A 23,916-nucleotide genomic window follows, 5' to 3' on the forward strand; every position below is an offset into this window, starting at 1 on the left:
TATTGTTAGTGTCGGCGCTTCCTTAGCGGCAACGACCATTTTTAAATGGTTGCATTGCAGTGGCCGAATATCCTTGAACAACGTTAGCCATAAGGCCCTCGTAAACTAAACAAAAGGACCTAGGCTTAATATTTTTGTCTAGTGATCACTTACTTATTTGAGACAAGCCCTGGGTCAGCTGCTCAATAAAGTAGTCTACATTGCTGTGGTTAAAAACCATCGGCGGCTTAATTTTAAGGACATTACTGAAAGGCCCATCGAGGCTCAGTAAGATATGACGCGACTTGAACCACTCGACTAATGTCTTTGCTTTTTCTGTTGCTGGGGTTAACTGCTCATCCTCTACTAGCTCAACACCAATAAAGAGGCCCAAACCTCTAATATCACCAATGATGTCGAACTGCTGCTTTAATAGCTGCAAAGATGCTTGCATATAGTCGCCAGTATGTTGGGCATTTTGCATCATGTTTTCATCATCGATGGCATCTAATACCGCTTTTCCTATGGCGCATGAAACGGGGTTGCCGCCGAAGGTATTGAAGTACTCCATACCGGTGACAAACGCATCCGCAATCTCTTTGGTTGTGACTACTGCGGCCATGGGATGACCATTACCGATAGGCTTACCTAACGTGACGATATCTGGTACTACATCTTGAGTTTCGAATGCCCACCAATGCGTACCGACTCGGCCAAAGCCAACCTGGACTTCATCGGCAATACAGACACCACCCGCCTTACGTACCGCGCTATAAACGGCTTTAAGGTAACCATTTGGCATGATTAGATTGCCACCGACTCCCTGCAAAGACTCACAGATATATCCCCCGAGAGTCTTACCGCGTTGTTGCAACTGTACGATCGCCTGTTCTACAGGAAGAGCATATGCCTGACCCGTGGTGATAGACATGCCCTTATGCTCACCCCGATAAGGGTCGGGCATGGGCACGACATGAATATGCGCCGCGGCCCCTTCACCGCCAGGACCATTAAACTTATAGGGACTTATCTCGATCGCCTTATTGGTATTACCGTGGTAGGCGCCATCGACCACCAATAACTCATCCGATTGTGTCTTGCAGCGCATCAACCTCATCGCAAGCTCGTTAGCTTCACTGCCTGAATTAACAAACATGACTACCGATAAACGCTCTGGAAAGGTCTTAAGCAAGGCTTGGCTGTACTGAAGAATATTGTCATTGAGATAACGGGTATTGGTATTGAGCTTAGCCATTTGTGTTTGACCCGCGGCGACTACGGCGGGATGACAGTGACCGACATGGCAGACGTTGTTGACCATATCTAAGTAGGCGATGTTGTTTTCATCAAGTAGAAATTGACCCTGGCCGCGTTCAATGATCAAAGGCTGTTGATATGAGACGCTCAAGGTCTTGAATAGTCGCTGCTCTCGCTGGTTGAGAATGTGTTGATGTCGTTCAAACTGAGTGTTGTCCGCAGTGATAGGCGACGGGCTATTTGATGAAAAACACAGCCGTTGCAACTCGAAACTCGCGCTCTTCGCATCCAATTTGAGCAGTGTAGCGATAGCGGCCCAGGCAGGTTTGGCGCTTACCATAAGGTAATCATTATCTGGCTCAGCCAGAATAGCTTCAGCGGAGTTACATACGCTGACCGCAAGTCGAGCTGCAATTAAAGGCAATAAGACCCAGATTTCAGCGCCATTAAGCGGTCGATGTTGGTGATAGGCGAGGGTAATGGTTTTAATTATCTCAAGCGGCGTGTCTGTAGCAAGAATGGCGTAGGCGCAGGCGATAGCGAGTTCATTGATTTGATAGCTATGAACCATGTCACCGAAATCGATCAGGCCGACGACCTCAGCATCCTCATCAGCACTACTGAGCAGTAGGTTATAGTCATTCACGTCGTTGTGGATCACGCCCTGTGGCAACTCAGCTTTAAAAGGGCTCACTTGCTGTTCAAACAACGACAGAATAGTCAGTACTTGCTTTCGTCGAGATTGCTCTGAAATCAAATCTACCTTAGCGCGGATCACCGACTCAGCATGTTTAAGATCCCAGTCAAAATGACGTGACGCCGCTCTATGGGAGAAGCCTTGCAAACTCAGATCTAATTTAGCCAGCAAGACGCCAAGTTGTTGATGGTGAGTTGTATTTAATCGTTTGTGCTCGCTATAGAAGGTACCGGCCACATAGCTCAGCAAGCGCATCTGCCTCGGTCTGCCGTGTTTATCCTGCAGAGCAGTGATCTCATATCCAGATTGATTCTTTATCACTTTAGGGAGTTGGTAGGGCTGGAAGTGTTGTTGGTCGAGATAGTTCATCGCTGAATTTTGCATATCTAACTCGGCTAGAGACGCATCAGCATTAGCAATTTTGAGGATAAAACGCTTGCCGGCACTGTCGCTAAGCAGAAAGTTGAGGTCATCATAACCAGGCAGTGCCTTCACCTCGACAGCTATCTTAAAATGTTTCTGCGCCAGCATTTTTACGCTGTTTGGAGAATATTCGACGACCTTCGTTTGTAGCGCTTCCATTGCCATTATGCTCCTAGAACCTAATTGTGATTGTGAGTGCAGTTGTAATTAAAATGTTAAACTTGTGTAGTGCTGAATATTGTATACACTAACTGCTTTTCAATAGCAATTTATCACCCATTCACCTTTGAGTGTGTAAACCTTAGCAGGCGGGTAGGCTTGCAGGAGATCTAGCGGTATGACAAAAGTCCATATTTGGTTGCGTGCGGAAACTAAGCCTTTAGAAGAACGCATTGCCTTGACCCCTAGCGTTGCCGAGCAATTATTGCAAGCGGGTTTTAAGATCACTGTCGAAGAGTCGGCGCTGAGCGCCATTCCGGCTCAAGCATACAAAGAGATAGGCTGCGACATTATGCCTGCTCATAGTTGGCAAAGTGCCCCTAGTGACACCATCATCCTAGGGCTGAAAGAGCTCAGTGAAGCGAGTTGGCCACTGACGCATCGTCATATCCATTTTGCTCATGTGTATAAGGAGCAACAGGGCTGGCAAGATGTGCTGCGTCGTTTTAAATCCGGTGACGGTACGCTATACGATCTTGAATATTTAGTGGATGACAAGCAGCGCCGCGTGGCTGCATTTGGTTATTGGGCGGGCTTTGCTGGTGCGGCAGTGGCTCTCAAAGCATTTGGTCGCCGCCAACAAGTCGATGGCCCTGTGTTGCCTAAACTGACATCTATGCCAAGCAAACAGGCATTGGTCGATGATGTGACAAATGCTATAAGCCAGCTTCCTCAGGCGCCTAAGGTATTGGTGATTGGTGCAAAAGGCAGAAGTGGTCGTGGCGCTGTAGAGATGGCCAAGTGTGTTGGTGCCAATGTGACCGAGTGGGATATTGCCGAGACTCAAATAGGTGGCCCTTTCGAGGATATTTTAGATTTTGATCTGCTAGTGAATTGCGTTTTTGTACAGCAAGCCCTGCCGCCTTTCATTACTCTGCCGATGCTGACAACAAATGACATTCATGGGCGTCGACTGGCCATTATTTGTGATGTCAGTTGCGATCCTTATGGCACATACAATCCTTTGCCTATCTATTCCAGCTGTACCACCTTTGATGAGCCATGTCTGCGTATCGTCGACGGAGAAAATCCTGTCGACTTGATCGCCATCGACCACTTACCTTCGCTGCTACCCGTTGAGAGTAGCGAGGATTTCTGCCAACAGCTGCTACCACACCTGCTGCAGCTCGACGATCTCACCCTGGGCGTTTGGCAGAGAGCAAATAACATCTTCATCGACAAACTCGGTCAGGTATAACAAGTTAAGCCGATAAATCACATACACATTGATTAACATTAAAGAGATTACAAAAATGAAAACTATCCATTGGCTAGGCGCCGGACTCTCTTCACTTCCGGGAATTAAAAAAGTCGCTCAATCGGGTCAAAAACTCATACTGTGGAACCGCACCTTAGCTAAAGCTGAGCAAGCGGTGAGCCGCTTAGGCATCAATATCCCGACTAAGCAACTAGAATGGCTCAGTCTAGAAGCTGAGATTAATCCCGGCGATGTGGTTATTTCAATGCTGCCTGCGACCCTGCATGTACAAGTGGCCGAGTTATGTCTTGGCCAAAAGGCGCATTTCGTTTCCAGTAGTTACGTCTCGCCCGAGATGCAGGCGCTACATGATAAGGCCAAATCCTTAAACTTGTGCTTCGTTAATGAGGTGGGGTTAGATCCTGGGCTTGATCATCTGCTCGCTCATGCCTTGATTGCTGCATATCAGGCATCGGATAAATTCAACAAAGCCAATCAACATAGCTTCCGCTCCTATTGCGGTGGTTTTCCAAAAGTGGCTAATGAATTCAAGTACAAGTTCTCCTGGTCACCACTTGGCGTATTAAAAGCCCTTAAATCTCCAGCGCAGTGGACTCAAGACGGCGAAGTTAAGCAGACTGGAAAACCTTGGTTAGCCTTGTCAGCTTTCGATATGCGCATGAGTGACGCCAGTCTTGAGACTTTTCAAGCCTATCCGAACCGCGATTCGCTGCCATTCCAGCAGCAATATGGCTTTAGTGATGACTGGAATATTCAAGAGTTTGTCCGCGGTACGCTAAGGCTTAATGGTTGGTCAACTGCCTGGAGTGAGCTATTTACCGAGGTCGATGCTGCCGTTGGTGATGCAGGGCTTGCACGTTTAACAGAGCTAAGTGACGAGTTGTGGGACAAGCACCAATACGATGCGGGCGAAGCCGATCGCGTCGTGCTCTCTGTTGAACTCGAAGTTAAAGACCCTCAAGGTGAGCAAACTATCTGGCACTCAAGCTATGGTATCGATGCCGCGGGTGATGAGCGTGGCTCAGCCATGGCGCGTCTGGTTTCTTTGACCGTGGCTGTCGCTATTGAATCACTCATTGCTGGCGATCTTGTACTGGGTGTTTCACCGGCTCCCCATGATGAAAAAACCGTAGGCAAATGGCTGAATGAACTAGACAAGATGAATGAGAAAGTATTCCGTCATCAGCTAGTCGGTTAATTATTTGAGTTAGTGCCTCGTCGGCAGTGACTACAGAGTAAAGGCTCATCAATAATGATGAGCCTTTTTTATGCGCTCCAAGGATTATTACCCATTGATAAAAAGGGCCAGTTGATGCGCCTTAAAATGTCGGTTAACTCGTTAAAAGTGCACTCCGACAAGGACCAGCATATGTTGTTAGCACTTTTGTGAGTGTAGGTTAATTGAAAGTATTCTTAAGCTGATTGGCGAAGGCGATAAACTTCTCTTTGATGGTGCGCTTCACCGATACAGAAAGGCTACCGAGTACGACTTTGCCCTCTATGGTGATGACCGGTGCTTGGCGGTTTGCCATCGATGGAGCACAGTTTTCAATACTACTTATGGCGCAGTAGGTTTTGCAGATCACGTTAACATTCTCGGGAATAAATACCTTAGCGTTGCCAAGGATACAGTTGAGTTTAATGGTGATATTTTGATGCTGAAAAATAGCATCGGTAAAATCAAGAGTGGTTTCACCCAGCACATTGTTAAGCTTTATCTCTCTTGGAACAACCCACTGGCCACTACGCTCATTATTGCCAAGAATACAGCTGATGACTAACGTGTCATCCGCCTCTTTGTTTGAGTAATTAGGCGTAAATTGCTGATCTTTTTTACTGCTGTATTCGTCATCTGTAGATAGAGAAAGATCGGCAACTAAGTCGAGTAACTCTTGATGAGATTCACTGGCCATCGCATCATCGAGACGGCGTTCAAATGCTTCCGCAGATATTATCCCATGACTATAATTAACAATGAGCTTATCAATAACCTGTTCACGAACCTGCTCTATGGGTCTATCTTCTAACGTGACTGACATTTGCCGCTCCTTTGGCTTTATATCGAGGTTTAGCAATACTGCATTAAAATGGCTAAACTGACTTTTTGAAAGACTGATGACTACAGAGTAAGCATTTTCTATGCCGCTTAGCTAAATATCTTGCCAATCAGGATGTTATGATTTTGTTGCGTTTTCGCAATATTTAAAACAGCCGATATAGTTAACCATAGCACTAAAATGTGATGCTTTTAACCGTTAGTTTAAGCGGATTTAATCAGCAAACTAGCTAAGCGGGGGCCGGTGAAAGCCCTAGCTCGATGATTCATTTTATGTGAAATATAGCAGATATTGAGAGGGTGGATTTATCTAAGGGGGGCAGTGCTCACTGCCGCTCTGTTAGAGATGATACGTTGGCGGATCAGGTCATAAGCCCAATTGTAGAGGATGGCGTATACCAAGAAGAAAATAACCACGCCGATATCCATAATAAAGACGGTGATAAAGTCTAGTTGTAGCACCCACATCATCAATGGGAGTGTGGTAAAAACCATACCCAGCTCAAAACCGAGTCCATGGCCGATGCGCATTTTAAATGAACGCTCAATGCGGTTATAGCCAAATACGCGGTCAAATCCTAGGTTGTAAAGGTAATTCCAGCACATGGCGATTAACGATAGTCCGACCGCTAAGCCAGTGGCTGACTTTGCGCCTGCATCGGTAAAGACGGTCGCTGCGGTGATCACAAATATTAACGCTATCGCTTCAAATAATACGCTGTGGAAAATTCGTTCTTTAGTGTTCATAGTCAGTCTCATTTGTGTTGTTCAGTGCTGCTTGGTTGCTATAATCATCAATATTGGCGAAAGAAGATAGTTAGTTACTATCAGGAAAAGTGATATGTATAACCTAGAGCAGCTAAGAATGTTTGTTGAAACGGTGCAATCGGGGTCATTTTCGGCCTGTGCTCGTCGGTTGGGCAAGGTGCAGTCGGCGGTGAGTCAGGGGATCGCCAACCTTGAAATTGAGCTCAATACCACACTGTTTGATCGTACTAGCCGTAAACCCTCATTAACCGCTCATGGGGAGAGATTATTACCATTTGCGCAAGCGATATTGCGACAAACTTATGAGCTTGACTCGGTAACCAGCGCGCTAAATTTGTCCCATGAAACCCAGATAAAAATGGCGGTAGACGATGCGTTACTTACGGTGACAACGAGCATGCTTAATAGGTTTGCAACGTGTTTCCCCGGTACCCTGTTGGAGCTTTACGTCGTATCAACACCTGACGTATTAAACTTGGTGCACACTGGCCGAGCTGATTTAGGCTTGATGTTTTCCAGTAGTGAGTTCCCCCAAGATGTGGATTTGTGTTACGTCGGTAATTTGCCGTTTAACGGCGTTGTCAGTCCAGCCCACCCATTGGCCAAAATGGATTTAGTCACCGTTGCTGATTTGATCCCGCACCGTCAATTGTTGATCCGTGGTCTTGATGGGCAGGAGTTGGCGCATTGCCCTAGCATCTCTTCACATATCTGGTGGGGGAATAGCTTTAATGCCGTTAACGCCATGGTAAAAGAGGGGCTAGGGTGGGGCTATATTCCCACTCATATGGCAGAGAAATACGAGCGGCAGGGTGACATGGTACGAATGACTCTCAGCTTTGATCATAAGCCGTGGCGAGTCCCTATTGACCGTGTAATGGCAAAACAAAAGGCCAAGGGCCCCGCTTTAATCTGGTTGGCTGATGCGGTCGTCAACTTGTTAGATGATGAATAAGGCTACTTTAAATCATTGGCATAGATGATCGGATCAAAAGATAGCACCGCTAACCATTGCTTTACGTTTTCGAATATCCGCATCATGCCTGAGTTATCAACTAAGCAACTGCCCTATTGCTCAATTAAGTCATTCAGGTCTGACGGTTAAATAACTATAGTGATTGACTGTGTGCTGTAGCTGGCAGGCCTTTATCGGGCTGGCTTGCGACAGAATGAGTCATTACTGTTTTATCTGCTGTAGATTGAGGTAATTCAGTCGCGCAATTGGGCTCATTGAGCATATAGCGTGCTAGCCAAGCCGTAAGCGGAATGGTCAGTACGATGCCGACACTGCCCGCCAACGCATGAATGATACTCAAGGCGATAATCGGGGTATTGATAAACTGAGTCAGTGGCATGTCCAGACCCCAAACCATCATAATGGTGGTTAAAGAGCTTCCCGCAAAGGCGAGTATTAATGTGTTGGTCATGGTGCCCATGATATCTCGTCCGATATTCATACTCGCTTTCATCAGCTGTGTTGGACTGAGCTTAGGATCGGTAATTTTCAGTTCGTTATAGGCAGATGCAATCGATATGGCTACATCCATCACCGCGCCGAGGGCCGAAATCATAATGGCGACAAACATGAGCCAGCGGATCTGAATCGGTCGGGTCGCCAAATAGATAACATCTTCGCCTTTATCTAAATAGATCCCAGAAAGGTTGGCAAACTCACCGAATACTTGCGCCATAATGCCGGCCGCGATAACACCTAATAAGGTGCCGCCCATGGCGCAGAAGCTCTTGCGGTTATAGCCTGATACCAGAATAAAATTAACCACAATCTTTAATCCCATCAGAATGATGGTGACAAGCACAGGGTTCCAACCCGCAAAAATAGCTGGGATTAAAACGCCGATGATCAGTGCCGCGGTAAAGTAGAGCGATACCACTGAGTTTAATCCCTCTTTCTTGCCAAAAGAGAGCAGCAATAATAAGAAGGCAAAACACATCCAGTAGATAGCGGTCGAGCGTTTGTGGTTGTAGGCCCAATATACGGTACCGTTGGGGGTATCTCTTATCATCATGATAAAGATGTCGCCTTCGCCGACCAGCACATTATGTTGTCTGCTAAGGGGATTTTGTACTTCAACCACTTTACCGCTTTCATCTCCCTCTAAAATCTCTGCGGTGATCACTTGTAGGCCCGTCAGTATCGATGGCACTCTGGCATCCGGCGCCAGATTATTGGAGATAACTGAGACTACGCGCGCTTCGACAAACTCTTGCTGCAACGGTGTCTTCGGTTTCAAGTTGTCGCTCAAGCTGGGAGAGATATAGAAAATCAGGGTCGAGACTAGGGCGATGAATAAGGTAAAGCGATAATTTTTTAGCATAGTTTTTTTAATATAAGTTTTTTTAACATAAGTTATCTATAACTAAAGTGAGTAACAAAGTATCTTAAGGTCAGCTAATACGTCAGTGAGTGTTGATAACCACAAATTAGCCAGAATAGAAAAAGGCCTGTTACCAGGCCTTTATTGAGTGTTATCTACTCAGTGACACAACCGGCATAATCTTTGGTTGGATTGACAGAGTATGAGTTTACGTCGTTAACATTGACAGCATCCAAAATCCCTGGGTATTTAGGGTTGTCCGGATCGATGTTGACACAAATTTCTTTGCTAATCAGTCTATTCCACAACGCTTCACCAGCGCCACCATCTGTACGAAGCAGGGTGATTGCCCCATTATCTTGGTACTGTTTGATTTCCCAGTTAGGCTTGGTGAAATCGCTCGCATTGACGCCTTTGTTGTCTGCTACATATTCAGTCAGCATGTCACGGATAGCGTAAACAGGCTCGTTGACCGAGTCATAATAGACATCTTCAGCGGTTGCCCAGCCAAACTTCTTAATGTTAGAACCCCAACGATAGCTGTTTAATGCGACCTTGTATGTGGCTGCGGCATCAAATGGCTTACCATCAATTTCGATGATTTCAATACGGTTACCTTCATTAGTCACCCCGTTGTTTTCATCCATAGTCAATGATTCACCGGCTAAGTCGACAACGAAGTCAATCTTACCGCCGAACTGATCATACATGTACGCTTTAGCACCTTTCGCAAACGATACCGTGAGGTCACCGTCTTTGTAGGTATTAAAGTAGGTGTAAGACCACTCCATATAACGTTTAAGATTGGCACCTGTCATGTTAATACCGATAAGAGTATTGTCATATTTGTACAGGTTAGTTGAATCTTTCTTGGCGTACTCTTGGCCATCAACTAGGTTAGAGCTATCAGAGAACAGTGAGGCTGCAGAGACCACCGCTGCAGATTTTCTAAGTTGGGTTTCGTTGATGAAATCCATCAAGGGTGTATCCATGACTTTAGCAGTATGAATTGTTGAATATAGACGACCCGCTTCTTGATTGTAATCTTCATGTACCGCTTCATCGGCGCCAGTACCCGGAGTGAAGTCACCACCGACTAGACCAAGAACCTCTTGAGCATCAGCTAAAGACATTTCGTGAACATACTGGAACTGTGCACTCGTCGTTTGGCTTTCTGCTATATTTTTAGAGGTGATGTTACTCAGTGTAGTATCCACCATCTCCCACTTGCCATCGGTGTTCTTTTTAAGTTTGATCTCAGCTTTAGCCAGTGCCCAACCCCATTTTCCCGGTTCGATAATCTTCACGCTCTCTGCGCGGTTGGCTTCGTTATAAGTGCCTGAAACAGTCTTATCTTCAGCAGTATCACCACCTTCAATAGAGATATCGGTTGCAGCAATGTCTTCACCTGCAACGGCTTTTTTAATGCTTTCGATATAAGTTGCGTGTTCGTGGCCTGCTATGATGACATCAAATTTATCAGCCATTTCAGCAGCAATCTTGTAAACACCCGATCCACCTTCAGCGCTACGTCCTAAATGGAATGCACCAATGATCACATCTGGATTGTGCTTTGCGATTAGCTCATCGACTGCTGTACGAGTAGATGCTAGCTCTTCATCAAATTTAAGACCCGCAAAGTGTGAAGGTGCTGAAGCCTCCCAGTTGGGGATATTTGATGGGCTCACACCGACGATAGCGACTTTAGCACCATCGACTTCGAAAACCTGAAAAGCACGAATGTAGTTAGCGTCGTTCTCTTCCCACTTGATGTTGTTCGATACTACCGCACCATTGAAGTGATTCAGGTTGCGATCGATGAAGCTGCGCTCGAAGTTAAATTCATGGTTACCAGGAACCCAGAGATCGTAATCAAGTGAGTTTAAAGTCGATACAACGGGATGAGTTGGATCATCGTTGAACAGTTGCGCCGAGTTGCCTTGAACGGTATCACCGATATCAATCAAGATCATATTTGGATTGTTTGCTTTTGCAGTTTCAAGCAAGGTAGAGATACGTGTTAAACCTGCATCAGAATCTACCGCATCGAGTGCGTAGTCATAGCCAAAGATGCGGCCGTGAAGATCCGATGTTGCGCCGATAGTGATGGTGACTTCATCGACTTCGTTTTGACTCTTTACGATGATATCTGCCGTGTTAGTGAGTGTTTTACCTTGGGTGGCCACAGGTGCATAACCACTGTCGGTATTAATAATTGTATCATCATCGTTGCAACCTGCTAAAGCCGCGAGCACTGCTAAGCACAGTACACTGCGAGTGATTTTTTTCATGTTCAACCCCGTATTAATTTTAACGATGCATTATTTGCACCTATATTGACTAAGGCGAGTTGTATTATTTTAATATTGAGATTAAGAATTAGTCTCAATAAGTTATTAAAATATCGGTAAAGTGCTTTTGATTAAATATATAAACCTTCTATAAATAAGGAGTGTCTAAATAAATCATTGCACTGTGTTGTGCCGAAAACTTCAATAAAGCGCCTCAGTGTCTCAGTAAATTACTTAATGGTTAATTAGCTACTTTGTAGTAACTTTTAATTAACTGTTATGAATTGTATCGGCTTTAATATTAATAGCGGTGATCAGGTTCACACATAACGTGTTACAAAATGAGACATTTAAGTGATTAAAGAACGCGATTTCCTACTGAATAACTGATATTGAATGTTTACAAGCTAGATATAAGCTGGATTGGAGTTTTATTTGAAATACTTTATGTTAATTGTAATTAGAAGGTCATTTTGAATGGCTAATATTGATTTCGAAAGCTGTTATTCACTAATGGGTAATATATTGGTCGCTAAAGTTATCGGTATTTAGATACAAACCGAGGCTCAGTAAATTATGCTTAGCTGGCTGAAATTGATGATTCTGTATTTTTATCCGTTATGTTATCGGCTAACGGAGGTTTATCTTTGCTGCGCTTATGTTGGTACATACGTTTATCGGCGAGGGCAAGGCATTCAGATTGATTGATACTTTCCTCAGCGTGGGCGACTCCATAACTTATCCCTGATTGTGGCCATTTCGATTGTATTGCAGTTTGGCATTGAGCCATCATCAGCTCAATTTCCTTTCTCACTTCCGGAAAATGGCTAAACAATTGACTGTTGAGTAGCCAAACAAACTCATCACCGCCAGTACGAAATACTTCACCGTTACTATCAAGGGCATTTGCCATGGTTTTAGCACCATAGCGCAATAAGGCGTCGCCCTGATGATGACCGAGCTTATCGTTAACCTGTTTAATCCCGTCATAATCGATAAAGGCAATAATGTATTGGTCATCGACTTTGGTTAACGCTTCACTTAGAGCATAGCGGTTGCCTATATGAGTTAAGGGATCGATTCTGGCCTGATAGTAGCTGCGAGAGTAATCCTGCTTTTGTTGTTGTAACCAAGCTGCTAGCGAGAGCAGTATGAAAAAGCAATCACCGGTTAACGCCAACATAACGACAAGCTCGGCATGTTGTTGTCCGGTAAACACGGCGCTATGAGACAAAATATAGTAAAGCATAGACAGGCCATATAGAAGATTGCCGAATAGAAAATACTTGGCCCTGAAATCACTATAGGACAGCATTTTCCAACCGACAATAATGGCAAGCGGCACCCAGATTAGCGCAATAATATGGGAAATAGCAAAAGAGGTTGAAAAGGCTAACAGAGGCATTAGCAAACCCGCAATCAGGCAAACAATAGACAGCCCATTGAAGAATTTCGCCAGACGGGTATGTAAAGAATCGAAGTCGAATAATAACTTAGTAAATTGGCTGGCCGAAGCGATGGCAAATGGAAACAGCATGATGCCAAGATAAGTGGTGTTAATACTCTGGATATTAAAAATATCATCGATTAATCCAGAGGACGCTGCCCAACCAACACCGTGTAGGCCAATATAAGCAGAGCAGGCAAGAGTGACTGTTAAACGTGTTTTGATATACAGGATTAAAGCAATAGCGGCCAGTGTGAGCATGGTCGCAATAGAAAAGAGTGTCACCGTATTGGTGATAAACTGCTTGTGGTAAAAACGGGCGCTGTTAATGATCTCTACCGTTAGCGGCAGCGCATAATGCTCAGCTTTAATATAAAGCCAAAGGTAGCCACTTTCTTGTTGCCGTAAGTGTAATCCAAAAGCCTGGGTATGCATTAACTTAGGAGTGTTTATATCCCCATGTTGTGAAAAGTTAATCGGATGATTATTGACGTATTGTTCTGACTCCCAGAAGCTAAGACCCTGATCAACAAAGTTGGCATTTATTCTAACAAACCAGCTTGCTTCCTGTGCAGCTGGATTATTCAGTTTTAGTCGGGCGACATAGGCACCAGAATGGTTAACCAATGAGGTATTGCTAGGGGCTGATGCACGATATAAATGTTTAAGTGCAGCAAGCGATGCTGGAGGTGAGTCTGGCTCGACATCGATTTTACGCCAAATTTTGATGTCTTGGATGACAACATCGGCAGTGTCTGTAAGCTGGGTTTCAAACGCAGCGAAGCTTGAAAAAGAGGTGAAGTAAGTCACCATCCAAAGCAACATTAATGCCGAGACACTGTTGATTTTCATGTTGTCCATTTGTTGCAATTGTTGATGAGGTAACATTAACATAGATGCACAAGTACAAAATAGTGTTTAAAGACAAACGAAGTTTCATCGACCGGGTTGGGTCGTTATATTTCTTTATTCAGGGAAACAATATGAAAAAAATAACCTTCAAGTTAATGGTCGCCAGCCTTATACACTTTGCTAGTCCTGCTTTAGCAGACGACAGTACGGCCGTTGTTGCAGATAACGCGCCGAGCAATTTCTTCTCTCTTAGTGAAATAAAAGCTGCACCTTTAGCATCTCTCCCCGCGCTCGACTATGTCACTGCCAGCGATGGTGAAACACTCGCGCTACGGGCTTACTTACCTCGAGATCCTAAAGCGATGGTTATCTTCTATCATGGTGCCGGCGCCCATAGTGGCCTCATTTACCCCCATGTTGGTGGCGGATTACGGGATGAATTTAACATAGCAGTATTTACGCCTGATATTCGTGGTCACGGTTCATCATCAGGCCCTAGGGGGGATGCACCCGATAAGGAGCAGGTGTGGCAAGACATCAATAGTGTCATTGAATATGCACGTCAGCGCTACCCTAGCTTGCCACTGTATATGGCCGGTCATTCATCGGGTTCGGGGTTAATACTCAATTATTCAAGCTGGAAGCAACACTACTCTGCTGATGGTTATTTTTTTGTTGCACCCTATTTTGGTCACCGTTCAGAGACAGAACACGATGAACCCAAACCGTTCTCGTTTACCACGGTTAGCGTATCCTCTTTTGTGGCTAATGCGATGAGTGGCGGTTTACTCATGGGACATTCAAAGGCGGTGCAATATCATTTCCCGCAGCAGGTCTTAGATGACAATCCCAAGATCGTATCGTTTAATACCGTCAATATGTCTAATGCGTTGACTCCCGCAGCGCCCGATGAACAACTGACACAGCTGCAACGTTACGATTTATGGATCGGTGACAAGGACGAAGCCTTCGATGCCAATAAAGTCATCGCCTTTGCCGAGGCCAACCCTCCAAAAAATGCCGTTCATACACTGCAAAAAGTAGCTGGTGAGAATCACTTTTCTATTCTTTTAACGGCTCATCAATATATCGGCAACTCAATATCAGAGCAGCTGAAAGAGGGTGAGGTTGCGGATGAAAAGCAAAAGTAAGGACGGCAAGCGATAGTCTGAAAATGCTAATAAGCCCCGATAGTCGTGGTATGTAATTTTTTACTGCAATGACCACAACCGCATGAGTTATTACAAAGGGGTCTATCTAAAACAAGCTATAGCGATAGACAGCAACAGACAGATTCACCACAATCTCCAACCTAAATGACTGGAACGATAAAGCGTTTGAAAAACATAACGTTTTGTTTGTTTTATGTTTGAAAATTGTTATTAAACATAGTTGGTAGATGTTGTGGTTATAAATAAGAATCAAGCGGTGATGGCCGTAATAATTTTACTGTTGTCGTTAGTGGTTGGCGCGACACAATTGGCTAATGACGGACTCTTTTTACGCTTGTTATTAGGCCTCAGTTTAGGCTTCGCTTTAGTCAAAGGATCCATTGGTTTTGCGGGCAGCATTAACCGCGCCTACCGCCGTGGTTCAACGCAGTTACTACAAACCCTCATGTTTATGTTTGTCGTCACGGCAGTCATCAATGCGGGGTTACTGCTTAATTCTGACAGCCAGCATTATGATTTATGGATTAACCCCATTAATGCCGGACTGCTCATCGGTGGCATCATGTTTGGCGCTGGTATGAGCCTATCAAGCTGCTGCGCAACCGGCGTGATGGTGGAGTTTGTTAGTGATGTTCCAAGAGCCGCCACTACATTGCTGTTTTTTGGTGCTGGTGTCTTCTTTGGCTTTCCATTACAAAGCAGTCAAAGCTGGATAACGGACTCGTGGTTTTCATCTGCAAGCTATCAAGGTAAAGGTGTATTTTTACCGGACTTGTTTGCTGGTACGCCGCTTAATGGTTATTTCATGTCGATATTATTGACCCTATTTTTTGCCCTAATCGTGGTGGTTATTGCCAAAAAGTATGAAAACTATCGCCGCCGCAACGGCTCATATTTGGGTGTCTCGGGTGAGATTGAACGTCAAAATCTTCAGCGCCAAAGCAATCAAGACGGTGCAGAAAAACCCTTCAGATTATTCAGCCGTGAAACATATCAAAATTGGTTCGCCAACCTCTGGCAAATGCGCTCCACCGCATTAGTCATCGCGGTAATTTTTGGCATCATGATGGCAAGCACTGGCTCAGGCTGGGGAGCGTCGACACCCTTTGGTATTTGGTTTGCCAAGGGCTTGATGTTGTTTGGCGTCGAGTTAAACACCATTACCGAGATAAGCCAGCGACCTGCAGCGATGTTTACCACGCCCTTTTTTGAACATGGCGTGTCGGTGCAAAACTTTGCTATCGCCTTAGGCACCTTAATCGCGGTGTTGTTTATGGGTAAATTTAAGTTTTCATTTGCCATTAACCACTCTGCTAAACAGTTCGCGCTTTTTGCTTTAGGCGGATTATTAATGGGATTGGGTACTCGCTTTGCTAATGGCTGTAATGTGGGGGCATTGTTCACCCCTATCGCCAATTTCTCATTATCGGGATGGGTGTATTTACTGGTATTGATTGGCGGCGCTATCGCAGGTAATCGTTTCCAACAAGCGGTGATGAAGTAACGTCAACATTACGCATATTGAAGCCAAATCAAGCGCTTTACCCCATGTAGCCAGTGCAGGATGGGATCCTGCACTGTTAAGCTAATCGGTTGCCTATCCCGTCTTTCGTGACGACAAATAGGCTTGGCTAAGCCATCAGCTATTTGTGTTCAGGGTTGAACTTATCCATCACCACAGCACAGACGGCGTCGCCGGTAATGTTCAGTGAGGTACGGATCATATCAAATATACGGTCTAGGGCGAACAGCAGTGGCAGCCCGTCAATCGGGATCCCAGCAGCAAGCAGCACAGCAACGACCAAGAAAGAGGGGCCCGGCACACCCGCTTGACCGATGGCACCTAGGGTCGACGTGAAGATAATGGCGACATAGGCTGTCATGGTTAAGTCGATTTGATACATCTGGGCAAAGAACATGGCGACCAAGCCATAGTAGATGGCGTTACCTGTCATGTTAATGGTCGCACCCAATGGTAATACAAAAGCGGCCGTCGCCTTCGAGACCTTGAGTTCTTTTTCACAGGTTTCCATAGTGATTGGCAAGGTGGCCATAGATGATGCGGTAGACAGCGCCATCGCTTGTGGCTTTTTCATCGCCGAGACAAACTTCATCGCGGGGACGTTTGAGAAAAACTTCACGATCAACGGAAAGAAGATGAAGCCGTAGATAAGAATCGCCACCACAAACACCACGAATAACTTCAAGACCACTTCCAAAGCCTGAAATCCAAACGAGCCTACTGATTCAGCCATCAGACCGAAAACACCTAACGGTGCGATGATCATCACGCAGTTGATCATCCATATAAAGGCTTCAACGACAGTGTTGAGGCCATTGATAAAGGGTTTGGCGCCATCGCCTTTCACTTTACTCAAGGCGATACCGAAGAAGATGCAGAAGACTAAGATCTGCAAGATATTCCCCGAGGTCATAGATTCGAACACATTGGTTGGGATCATGCCAATCAGAGTATCCATCGCACTCGGCAGTGCTCCTTGCTCTGCGGTGACTTGGGTGAGTGATTGACTGTGAGCAGTAAAGTCCACTCCAGCTCCGGGCTTGAATATATTGCCCATGACCAGTGCAAGTGTAACGGCAATGCCCGAGGTGATAATAAAGAAGGCAAAGGTGCCAATACCTATCTTACCCGCCGAGGGGCTGTTACCTAAGCTGGCAGCACCGGCAATAATGGAGACCACGACTAAGGGGATGACGAGCATCTTAACTAGATGAATAAATAGGGTGCCAAGCGGCCCAAATATGGCGGCGTCTTCTCCCATGAAAAAGCCGACTAATGCACCAATTATCATGGCAATGACCACCTGAAGGCCTATGTTGTGCATTAATTTTTTATCTCGAATTCCCACGTTAACTCCGTTGTTGAACTGATTTATTAGCTTTTGCTGAAGGGGGCTAAAGTTATCACACAAGTATATTTGGCACTGTGAAACAGCACTTCAATAAGAGGTAATCTCACCCTTCTTCAAACAAATCAAACTATCATTGAGTTATCTTTAAAAAGTATAGGTAAAATGTAGTAAATCGTTAAAATTAAGTCGGGATTAGTCGCGCTGATTTTGATATATGCAGTTGCCGCTTTTTATTTGACCGCTTGGTAGGGGAAGCTTTAAAGCAAAAAGATATGGCTGGACTGTCCTTTCTTAAGCCCTTGTTTATCTTAAGTGATACGCCAAGCTTTACACTAAGGCCATTGACCATTTTCAGCATTAGTCAGTTTAAGGGTCATGATCTGTTAGAATACTGCGCAAAATAATAACGATATGTACGCATTTGGAAACCATGAAAGAATTTATCATTATCGGCGCTGGTCAGTCTGGACTGTCTATGGCTTATAACTTATCGAAGAATAACAAAGACTACTTAATTTTAGATGCCAACGAACACATTGGCGCGCCTTGGCTAAAGCGTTGGGATTCTTTAAAGCTCTTCACCCCTACCGAATACAACCATCTTCCAGGTATGCCATTTCCTTTTCCTAAAGGCTATTACCCCAATAAATATGAAGTGGCAGACTACTTAAAAAGTTACGTCGAAAAATTTTCGATGCCGATTGAATTCAATCAAAGAATCACCGCAGTAAAAAAAGTGGATGGTATTTTTGAGATCACCAGCGGCACGGCAAGCTATCAAGCCAAGCAGCTGATTATCGCCACAGGCCCCTTTCATACGCCCTATACTCCCGCTTGCCATGTCGACATCGCAGCAGATATTACCCAACTACACAGTGAAAACTATAAAAGCCCAGCACAGCTACAAGAGGGCGACTGTTTGGTGGTCGGAGCCGGTGATTCAGGGGTGCAAATTTTATCGGAAATTGCCGATACCGGACGTAAAGTACACTTCTCTGGTACCGATAAAATCACTGCGATCCCACAATCTTTTTTAGGCAAAACCTTATGGTGGTGGTTCACTAAGATTGGTTTTCTATCGGTTACCCGTTTTAGCAAAATCGGTAAATGGCTGAGCAACGGCGTACAGCCGGTGATTGGCACTGACGTGAAGTCGCTTCTAGCCAAAAGCAATGTGATCCATATGGGCAGAACATTGTCAGCCGATGAAAGCAGTATCAAGTTTCAAAAAGGCAGTATCAGCAGCATCAAAAATGTCATTTGGGCTACCGGTTTTAAACCCAACTTCTTTTGGATTGAAGATATCTCTTTTGATGAAATGAACTACCCAAGTAATTATCGCGGGGTCAGTAAAGATGTCGATGGATTATATTTTATCGGCCTACCTTGGCTATACACCCGCGGTTCAGCCACCCTCGGCGGCGTCTGGAAAGATGCAAAATATTTGATGAGCCATATTCAAGAAAACAGATAACGGCAAAAATAAAGCGCCAATTTTCTAGCGCTAGATGGGGACTGCTTAATGGTCCCCAAGTAACGTCTTTTGTTATAAAGACCGGATTGTGTTGTAGTTTTTGAGCTCTATTAGTGATAATAGTTGATACGTAAGCGGATGGTTTTTTTAGGTCTTGCTGGTTTATTTGAAAGTGTCCGGCGCCTTCGTCTGCAGTATCTTAACTGGTGTCTTAGTATGAAAATCATTTTAAAATCATGGATGAATTATAATCCAGTTTATAGCGAGTAAGCTGTTGATTTAGTATGGTAACATTGGTGCGAATGAGCTGTTCGGCAATGGATATAGTTATATAAAGGACTTTGTATGTTAAAAAATGGACTGTTGTTTTTAATTATATTATTTATTTCAGGGTGTGGTGGTGGCGACTCTGCTGGCTCACCTGATGGCCCTAGTATTCCACCGATAACAACGGTCAGCAATACGATTCAAGGTCGATGGATATTAGTTAATCCTGATGGAGGATGTACCGAAACCTATCAGTTCAACAGTGACCTTTCTTGGGAAATGACCTTCAATGACCAAGTTTCACGAGGAACTTACCTGTTCCAAGAACAAGTCAATGAAGGAGATAAGCACTCTTTAACATTTAACATTACCAGCCATGCTCCAAATCCCTGTGGCCCTGGTTCAGCAATCATTGCAACGATGATAGGCTCCCCTCCGTACTTTGTTAGCTTTCCTGAAAAAAATAAAATGAGCTGGTTTAGGGCTGTTGAGGGAGTTGATTCTGTTGGTGAGTTTGTCATGGATCCCATTATTACTTTGAGCCCTCTGCCTAAAGTGGTTAATTATGGTGATTTGGTCTCTTTTCAAGTTACAACCAAATCAGATACTGGTTATATTCCAGAGTTGCTATATGGGCCTGACGGCATGTCTATTTCGCCAGCGGGGGAAGTGACTTGGGTGGCTAAGCCGATAGCGTTCTCGCAGCAGCAACAGATTAATTTTGCGTTTACGATAGCGGGTTTAGATGTGATTAAGCAGGCAATGGTTGAGGTCAATTCACCTATTTCGGTGAGTGCTCATGCAACGGTGTCTGCTAGACGGGGACATGATGACATTGCTGTGGCTAACTTTATATCAAAGCAAGTTAAGAGTCTGTTATTAGTAACTAAAGAGCAAGTGATAACACTCTTAAATAAGCAAGGCGAAGAGTATATTCAGCAGTGGGTTTACCCATACTCTTTGAGTCCTAATAAAGTAACTCATTATGATTTTAATCAAAATGGGTTACACAATATTATTGCAATGACTACTGATAAAGTTGTATCAATTAATCCTTTAACCAATGAGTCTGAATTTGTTTTACCTATCGAGTTATTTGAGCAGGTATATGGAACGCAATTTGTTGATTTTGCGGTCGATGACATAGATAGCGATGGTGATGCCGATATCGTATTTCTTCTTTCCTGTGGTAACTGTAATTTTGATTTTAAAGGCGTTATTTTGGTATGGGATACTGGCTCTCAATCGATTAGTCATCAACAGAGTCTACTATCCCAACCCAGTCGTATAAAAATTGGCAGCGTAACAGGCGATGGTTCAAAGCAAATCGTTTTAAATAATGGTGCCGTGTTTGATATAGGCTTAAATTTGCTTGAGTGGCAGTACAGCAGCCCCCTTGGTGAGTTGTTTACTTTGGCAGACGTTGATAACGATGATGCTGATGAGATCATTCTATATGAACCCAAAGGGCAGTATGTCGATGATAATATTCAAATCGTCAAATATGGCATAAACACTCCAATTGAAAAGCTAATATTGGCAGCGCCAATTTGCAGTTTACATGTAGCAAACCTCAATATAGATAACGATAAGATCATTCTTACAGGCTCATGTATAGGTAGGAAACTAACAACCTATTCTGCAACCGATATGCAGTTTTTGTGGGATATGTCTGCTTTTTCTAGTTCGAGTATCACCAGTGCTGATATTGATGGCGATGGGGATGTTGAGATTTTTGGAACTGGGTCTTATTCAATTGTAGCTATCGACATCAGTCCATCCCCATGGGTTTCATGGGATACTTCAGCGGCTAAATCTATCGGGAGCTACCACTCTATTGGGAATGTCATTACTGAAGATGGCGAGAAAAAAGCATTGTTTTATGACCTCTCGAATACTTGGGATATATATAGCTTTGCTAACGATGGACAAAGAGATAAGCATTCATTTTATAGTTCAGAGTTTTCTTTGAAGGGAAGAGTAAGTACTGTTGATGTATTTGACGCGAACTCAGATGGTATTACCGAAGTTGTCGTTGGTCTCGTTTCTGAATCAGGTAATATGGGTACATTATTTTCGAAAGAGTTAAGTTCTGGAGCGACTCTTTGGCAAAAAGAGATGTTTCCAAATCAATCTCAAATTACTCCTCCCACGATAAAAATATTAAAAATTGAAAATGCAGACATTAATAGTGATGGCTATTCAGATCTCATTGTAGTTAATAGTTATCAACTGAAAATTGAAGATTTGAATAATCAGTCTGTTATTTGGAATTATCAACCTAAAGGTTATATCAATATTTTAGACGCTGATATTGCGCCTAATGTCGCGGGTCAGTTTGTTATTGCGATAACAGCGTTGAAAAAAGGAAGTGACGGTGAGGTCATTAACGTTGTCGAGCGATTTATTCAAAGTGAGAGTGGTTTTGTATTATCGAGTAGTGACTTTATAAGCTGTAGCAGTGTGAATTTATTAGCAAATGCATCTGAACTTGCTTGTGTGACGCCTAAGAGGGCGAACATACTGATACTTGATAATGCACTAAGTGTCATTGGTTCGTTTACGGTTGGGGGGGAGATTAAGAGCATTAGCCAACCTTTAGCTTCTAATAACATACTTATAGGTTCATGTGATGGAAGTGCTAATCCATTCTGTTCAATATCGATGCGTTCTTCTGTAATGGGAGGTATTATTTGGCAAAGTCCTGCATTACATGGTGCAGTTTCGCCCAATTCAATGCAGCTAACCTCGGCAACTGAACTTCGACCACCATCGTTGAATTTTGCAACGGAAAATGCAATGTACTTGATTCGATAGTGCCGATTGATTGAGAGCTTGTTTTATAAGCTCTCAGTCTGGGTAAAGACAGACTGAGTGTAACGTGTAACGTCTATGTGGAGTATTTTCATTCATAAATAATCCTATTCGCGTCAAGCTGGCGAATACACTAGCGCAATCAGGTTTCTTAAAGTTAAGAGCCACAAAAATATGGCTGTCTTGAGTTTGAAGATATCTCTTTCGATGAATTGAACTACCCAAGTAATTATCGCGGGGTCAGTAAAGATGTCGATGGGTTATATTTCATCGGCCTACCTTGGCTATACACCCGCGGTTCAGCCACCCTCGGCGGTGTATGGAAAGATGCCAAATACTTAATGAGCCACATTCAGGAAAACAGATAACGGCAAAAATAAAGCCCCCTTTTTTCTAGTCTAGATTGGGGGGTTAACTATTTAATAAAAGGCACTTATTTGCTTTTAGTCAGCCGTAATAACTTTTGATGGTTTCCCATTCTCATCATAAAAAGTGATTGTAGACTCACCTTCAGGCGTTACTTTAAATTCAATTCTAGACTTGCCTTGGGCATCCAGTAGCTTGAGTAATGAGTTTTTTGAAGCAGTTTTTCCAAGGAAAACGCGTTTAGTTATTGCGTAATCTCCTTGTTCAGAAAGTCGACTATCTTTATCGGAAAATGCTGGTCGCTCAATTCCATCAGAAACATCACTAAACGTTAGGCCTGCAAAGTGTTTCCCACCAGCATCAACTCCAAGTAATTGCATTTGTTGATCTTGCTGATACCGATCAAATGTTAAACTAACTCCGCTAGATACAGTTTCATCCTCTTTTAATGCCCCGTTAAATATTAAGCCTCCATTCTCCGTTCCTTCATCATTAAAAAAGAGCATTCCAGCCATTGGTCTTGGATGTTTAACCTCTTTATTTTTAATAAATGCGCCAGGGAATAGCGTTCTATTGGAGATAGTGAGGCGAATTGTCCCGTCCGGCTCTTTGAAATTGATTCGTTGAACATCAATTTCATCAAATTTTGAATGATTAGTTGTAAATGCTCAGGTAGAAAACCCAACCAAGGTGATAATAGAAACTGTAATACAATAAATTAAAAGCCATTTTTGTGAGTGCTTAATTTTAATGATTTCTTTAGCCAAATCTTGTTGTGTCATACTTACTCCATTAAGTCATATCATTGTAGCGCGATCATTTATATACATGCCTTGATTGTCTGTTAGGTTAGAATAATCAAGGGTTAGCTAATAACATCTTGGTTTTAAAGTATTTCCATTACCACCTCAAAAACATCTTTTGCAAAAGTCAGCATAGCAGCGAAAATCTCCTTAAATTTCTAGAAAATAAGTAAGTTAATTCCGCATCCAATTGAAGTTAAGCTACGTTATTTTTATTAACAATAGCAAGCGATCCAGTCTAATATGACTTTTTATCTGGATAGCTCGCCGTCACCAACATTACTGCATGTATACATAGCTTAACGGCCAGTTAAAATCATGAACGATATGGCTGTTTTGTCTTTTGGCCCAGAAAAAGATAGGACCGGCATATCTTTTTGGCTACGACAATGCTGCCAGTAAACGGCTTGTAGATAGCGAATATTCACCTTAAACAAACTCTAGTGGCGGGGCTCTTGCTTGACATAGTCCAGTGTAGATACGGCTGTGACCATCCATATTCTGGTGAAAGATAACAAGGTTATCAAGCTTCCGAATGAGAGGCATGGATGCCGAACTAGCCTCCATGCTAAAAGGCTAGTTCGGCATCCATGCCTCTCATTC

15 protein-coding genes are annotated in these 23,916 nt (G+C 43.8%); 7 read left to right on the top strand and 8 right to left on the bottom strand.

Features of this window, described 5'->3' with window-relative positions; all coding sequences use genetic code 11:
* Window positions 1-145: 145 nt before the first annotated feature.
* Window positions 146-2,521 (bottom strand): aminotransferase class III-fold pyridoxal phosphate-dependent enzyme, encoded by a 2,376-nt coding sequence (locus L2755_RS08520; RefSeq protein ID WP_248980256.1) that lies wholly within the window; start codon window positions 2,519-2,521, stop codon window positions 146-148.
* Window positions 2,522-2,693: 172 nt separating this feature from the next.
* Here L2755_RS08520 and L2755_RS08525 point away from each other — a divergent pair, with 172 nt between their 5' ends.
* Complete coding sequence (locus L2755_RS08525) at window positions 2,694-3,773, top strand: saccharopine dehydrogenase (RefSeq protein ID WP_248980257.1); 1,080 nt, start codon at window positions 2,694-2,696, stop codon at window positions 3,771-3,773.
* Window positions 3,774-3,828: 55 nt separating this feature from the next.
* Entirely contained in the window at window positions 3,829-4,992 is a 1,164-nt protein-coding gene (locus L2755_RS08530; protein WP_248980258.1) for a saccharopine dehydrogenase C-terminal domain-containing protein, read from the top strand.
* A gap of 199 nt (window positions 4,993-5,191) precedes the next feature.
* On the opposite strand, the gene L2755_RS08535 is transcribed toward L2755_RS08530, so the two are convergent.
* Both L2755_RS08535 and L2755_RS08540 read right to left on the bottom strand, forming a co-directional pair.
* Entirely contained in the window at window positions 5,192-5,833 is a 642-nt protein-coding gene (locus tag L2755_RS08535; protein WP_248980259.1) for a DUF1707 SHOCT-like domain-containing protein, read from the bottom strand.
* Window positions 5,834-6,156: 323 nt separating this feature from the next.
* The gene (locus L2755_RS08540; protein ID WP_248980260.1) at window positions 6,157-6,597 is read right to left on the bottom strand and encodes a PACE efflux transporter; all 441 of its coding nucleotides are present in this window, start codon (window positions 6,595-6,597) and stop codon (window positions 6,157-6,159) included.
* A gap of 94 nt (window positions 6,598-6,691) precedes the next feature.
* Between L2755_RS08540 and L2755_RS08545 the strand changes: the two genes are divergently transcribed.
* Window positions 6,692-7,573: a LysR family transcriptional regulator gene (locus tag L2755_RS08545; protein ID WP_248980261.1), complete on the top strand. Its 882-nt coding sequence runs from the start codon at window positions 6,692-6,694 to the stop codon at window positions 7,571-7,573.
* Between the two features lie 154 nt (window positions 7,574-7,727).
* On the opposite strand, the gene L2755_RS08550 is transcribed toward L2755_RS08545, so the two are convergent.
* From L2755_RS08550 to L2755_RS08560, 3 genes are all read right to left on the bottom strand, one after another.
* Window positions 7,728-8,954, bottom strand: coding sequence for a YibE/F family protein (locus L2755_RS08550; RefSeq protein ID WP_248980262.1), 1,227 nt, complete (start codon window positions 8,952-8,954; stop codon window positions 7,728-7,730).
* A gap of 155 nt (window positions 8,955-9,109) precedes the next feature.
* Complete coding sequence (locus L2755_RS08555; RefSeq protein WP_248980263.1) at window positions 9,110-11,245, bottom strand: bifunctional metallophosphatase/5'-nucleotidase; 2,136 nt, start codon at window positions 11,243-11,245, stop codon at window positions 9,110-9,112.
* A 580-nt stretch (window positions 11,246-11,825) separates the two neighbouring features.
* Complete coding sequence (locus L2755_RS08560; RefSeq protein ID WP_248980264.1) at window positions 11,826-13,586, bottom strand: sensor domain-containing diguanylate cyclase; 1,761 nt, start codon at window positions 13,584-13,586, stop codon at window positions 11,826-11,828.
* Between the two features lie 89 nt (window positions 13,587-13,675).
* On the opposite strand from L2755_RS08560, the gene L2755_RS08565 reads away from it, so the two are divergent.
* Complete coding sequence (locus tag L2755_RS08565) at window positions 13,676-14,695, top strand: alpha/beta hydrolase (RefSeq protein WP_248980265.1); 1,020 nt, start codon at window positions 13,676-13,678, stop codon at window positions 14,693-14,695.
* A 253-nt stretch (window positions 14,696-14,948) separates the two neighbouring features.
* Window positions 14,949-16,220, top strand: coding sequence for a YeeE/YedE thiosulfate transporter family protein (locus tag L2755_RS08570; protein WP_248980266.1), 1,272 nt, complete (start codon window positions 14,949-14,951; stop codon window positions 16,218-16,220).
* A 139-nt stretch (window positions 16,221-16,359) separates the two neighbouring features.
* On the opposite strand, the gene L2755_RS08575 is transcribed toward L2755_RS08570, so the two are convergent.
* Window positions 16,360-17,562: a dicarboxylate/amino acid:cation symporter gene (locus L2755_RS08575; protein ID WP_283102765.1), complete on the bottom strand. Its 1,203-nt coding sequence runs from the start codon at window positions 17,560-17,562 to the stop codon at window positions 16,360-16,362.
* A gap of 457 nt (window positions 17,563-18,019) precedes the next feature.
* Here L2755_RS08575 and L2755_RS08580 point away from each other — a divergent pair, with 457 nt between their 5' ends.
* Window positions 18,020-19,063, top strand: a complete 1,044-nt coding sequence (locus L2755_RS08580) for a flavin-containing monooxygenase (protein WP_248980267.1) — start codon at window positions 18,020-18,022, stop codon at window positions 19,061-19,063.
* A 345-nt stretch (window positions 19,064-19,408) separates the two neighbouring features.
* The gene (locus L2755_RS08585; protein WP_248980268.1) at window positions 19,409-22,147 is read left to right on the top strand and encodes a hypothetical protein; all 2,739 of its coding nucleotides are present in this window, start codon (window positions 19,409-19,411) and stop codon (window positions 22,145-22,147) included.
* 440 nt (window positions 22,148-22,587) lie between these two features.
* Here the strand turns inward: L2755_RS08585 and L2755_RS08590 are convergent, their stop codons facing one another.
* Window positions 22,588-23,025, bottom strand: coding sequence for a hypothetical protein (locus tag L2755_RS08590; protein ID WP_248980269.1), 438 nt, complete (start codon window positions 23,023-23,025; stop codon window positions 22,588-22,590).
* Between the last annotated feature and the right edge of the window lie 891 nt (window positions 23,026-23,916).

Source organism: Shewanella abyssi, from assembly GCF_023284025.1.
In the GTDB taxonomy this organism is placed as follows: Bacteria; Pseudomonadota; Gammaproteobacteria; order Enterobacterales; family Shewanellaceae; genus Shewanella; species Shewanella abyssi.

Coding starts and splice junctions, on each gene's coding strand:
- L2755_RS08520 (WP_248980256.1), bottom strand. CDS start 2,521: ATGGCAATGGAAGCGCTACAAACGAAGGTCGTCGAATATTCTCCAAAC.
- L2755_RS08525 (WP_248980257.1), top strand. CDS start 2,694: ATGACAAAAGTCCATATTTGGTTGCGTGCGGAAACTAAGCCTTTAGAA.
- L2755_RS08530 (WP_248980258.1), top strand. CDS start 3,829: ATGAAAACTATCCATTGGCTAGGCGCCGGACTCTCTTCACTTCCGGGA.
- L2755_RS08535 (WP_248980259.1), bottom strand. CDS start 5,833: ATGTCAGTCACGTTAGAAGATAGACCCATAGAGCAGGTTCGTGAACAG.
- L2755_RS08540 (WP_248980260.1), bottom strand. CDS start 6,597: ATGAACACTAAAGAACGAATTTTCCACAGCGTATTATTTGAAGCGATA.
- L2755_RS08545 (WP_248980261.1), top strand. CDS start 6,692: ATGTATAACCTAGAGCAGCTAAGAATGTTTGTTGAAACGGTGCAATCG.
- L2755_RS08550 (WP_248980262.1), bottom strand. CDS start 8,954: ATGCTAAAAAATTATCGCTTTACCTTATTCATCGCCCTAGTCTCGACC.
- L2755_RS08555 (WP_248980263.1), bottom strand. CDS start 11,245: ATGAAAAAAATCACTCGCAGTGTACTGTGCTTAGCAGTGCTCGCGGCT.
- L2755_RS08560 (WP_248980264.1), bottom strand. CDS start 13,586: ATGTTAATGTTACCTCATCAACAATTGCAACAAATGGACAACATGAAA.
- L2755_RS08565 (WP_248980265.1), top strand. CDS start 13,676: ATGAAAAAAATAACCTTCAAGTTAATGGTCGCCAGCCTTATACACTTT.
- L2755_RS08575 (WP_283102765.1), bottom strand. CDS start 17,562: ATGCACAACATAGGCCTTCAGGTGGTCATTGCCATGATAATTGGTGCA.
- L2755_RS08580 (WP_248980267.1), top strand. CDS start 18,020: ATGAAAGAATTTATCATTATCGGCGCTGGTCAGTCTGGACTGTCTATG.
- L2755_RS08585 (WP_248980268.1), top strand. CDS start 19,409: ATGTTAAAAAATGGACTGTTGTTTTTAATTATATTATTTATTTCAGGG.
- L2755_RS08590 (WP_248980269.1), bottom strand. CDS start 23,025: ATGGCTGGAATGCTCTTTTTTAATGATGAAGGAACGGAGAATGGAGGC.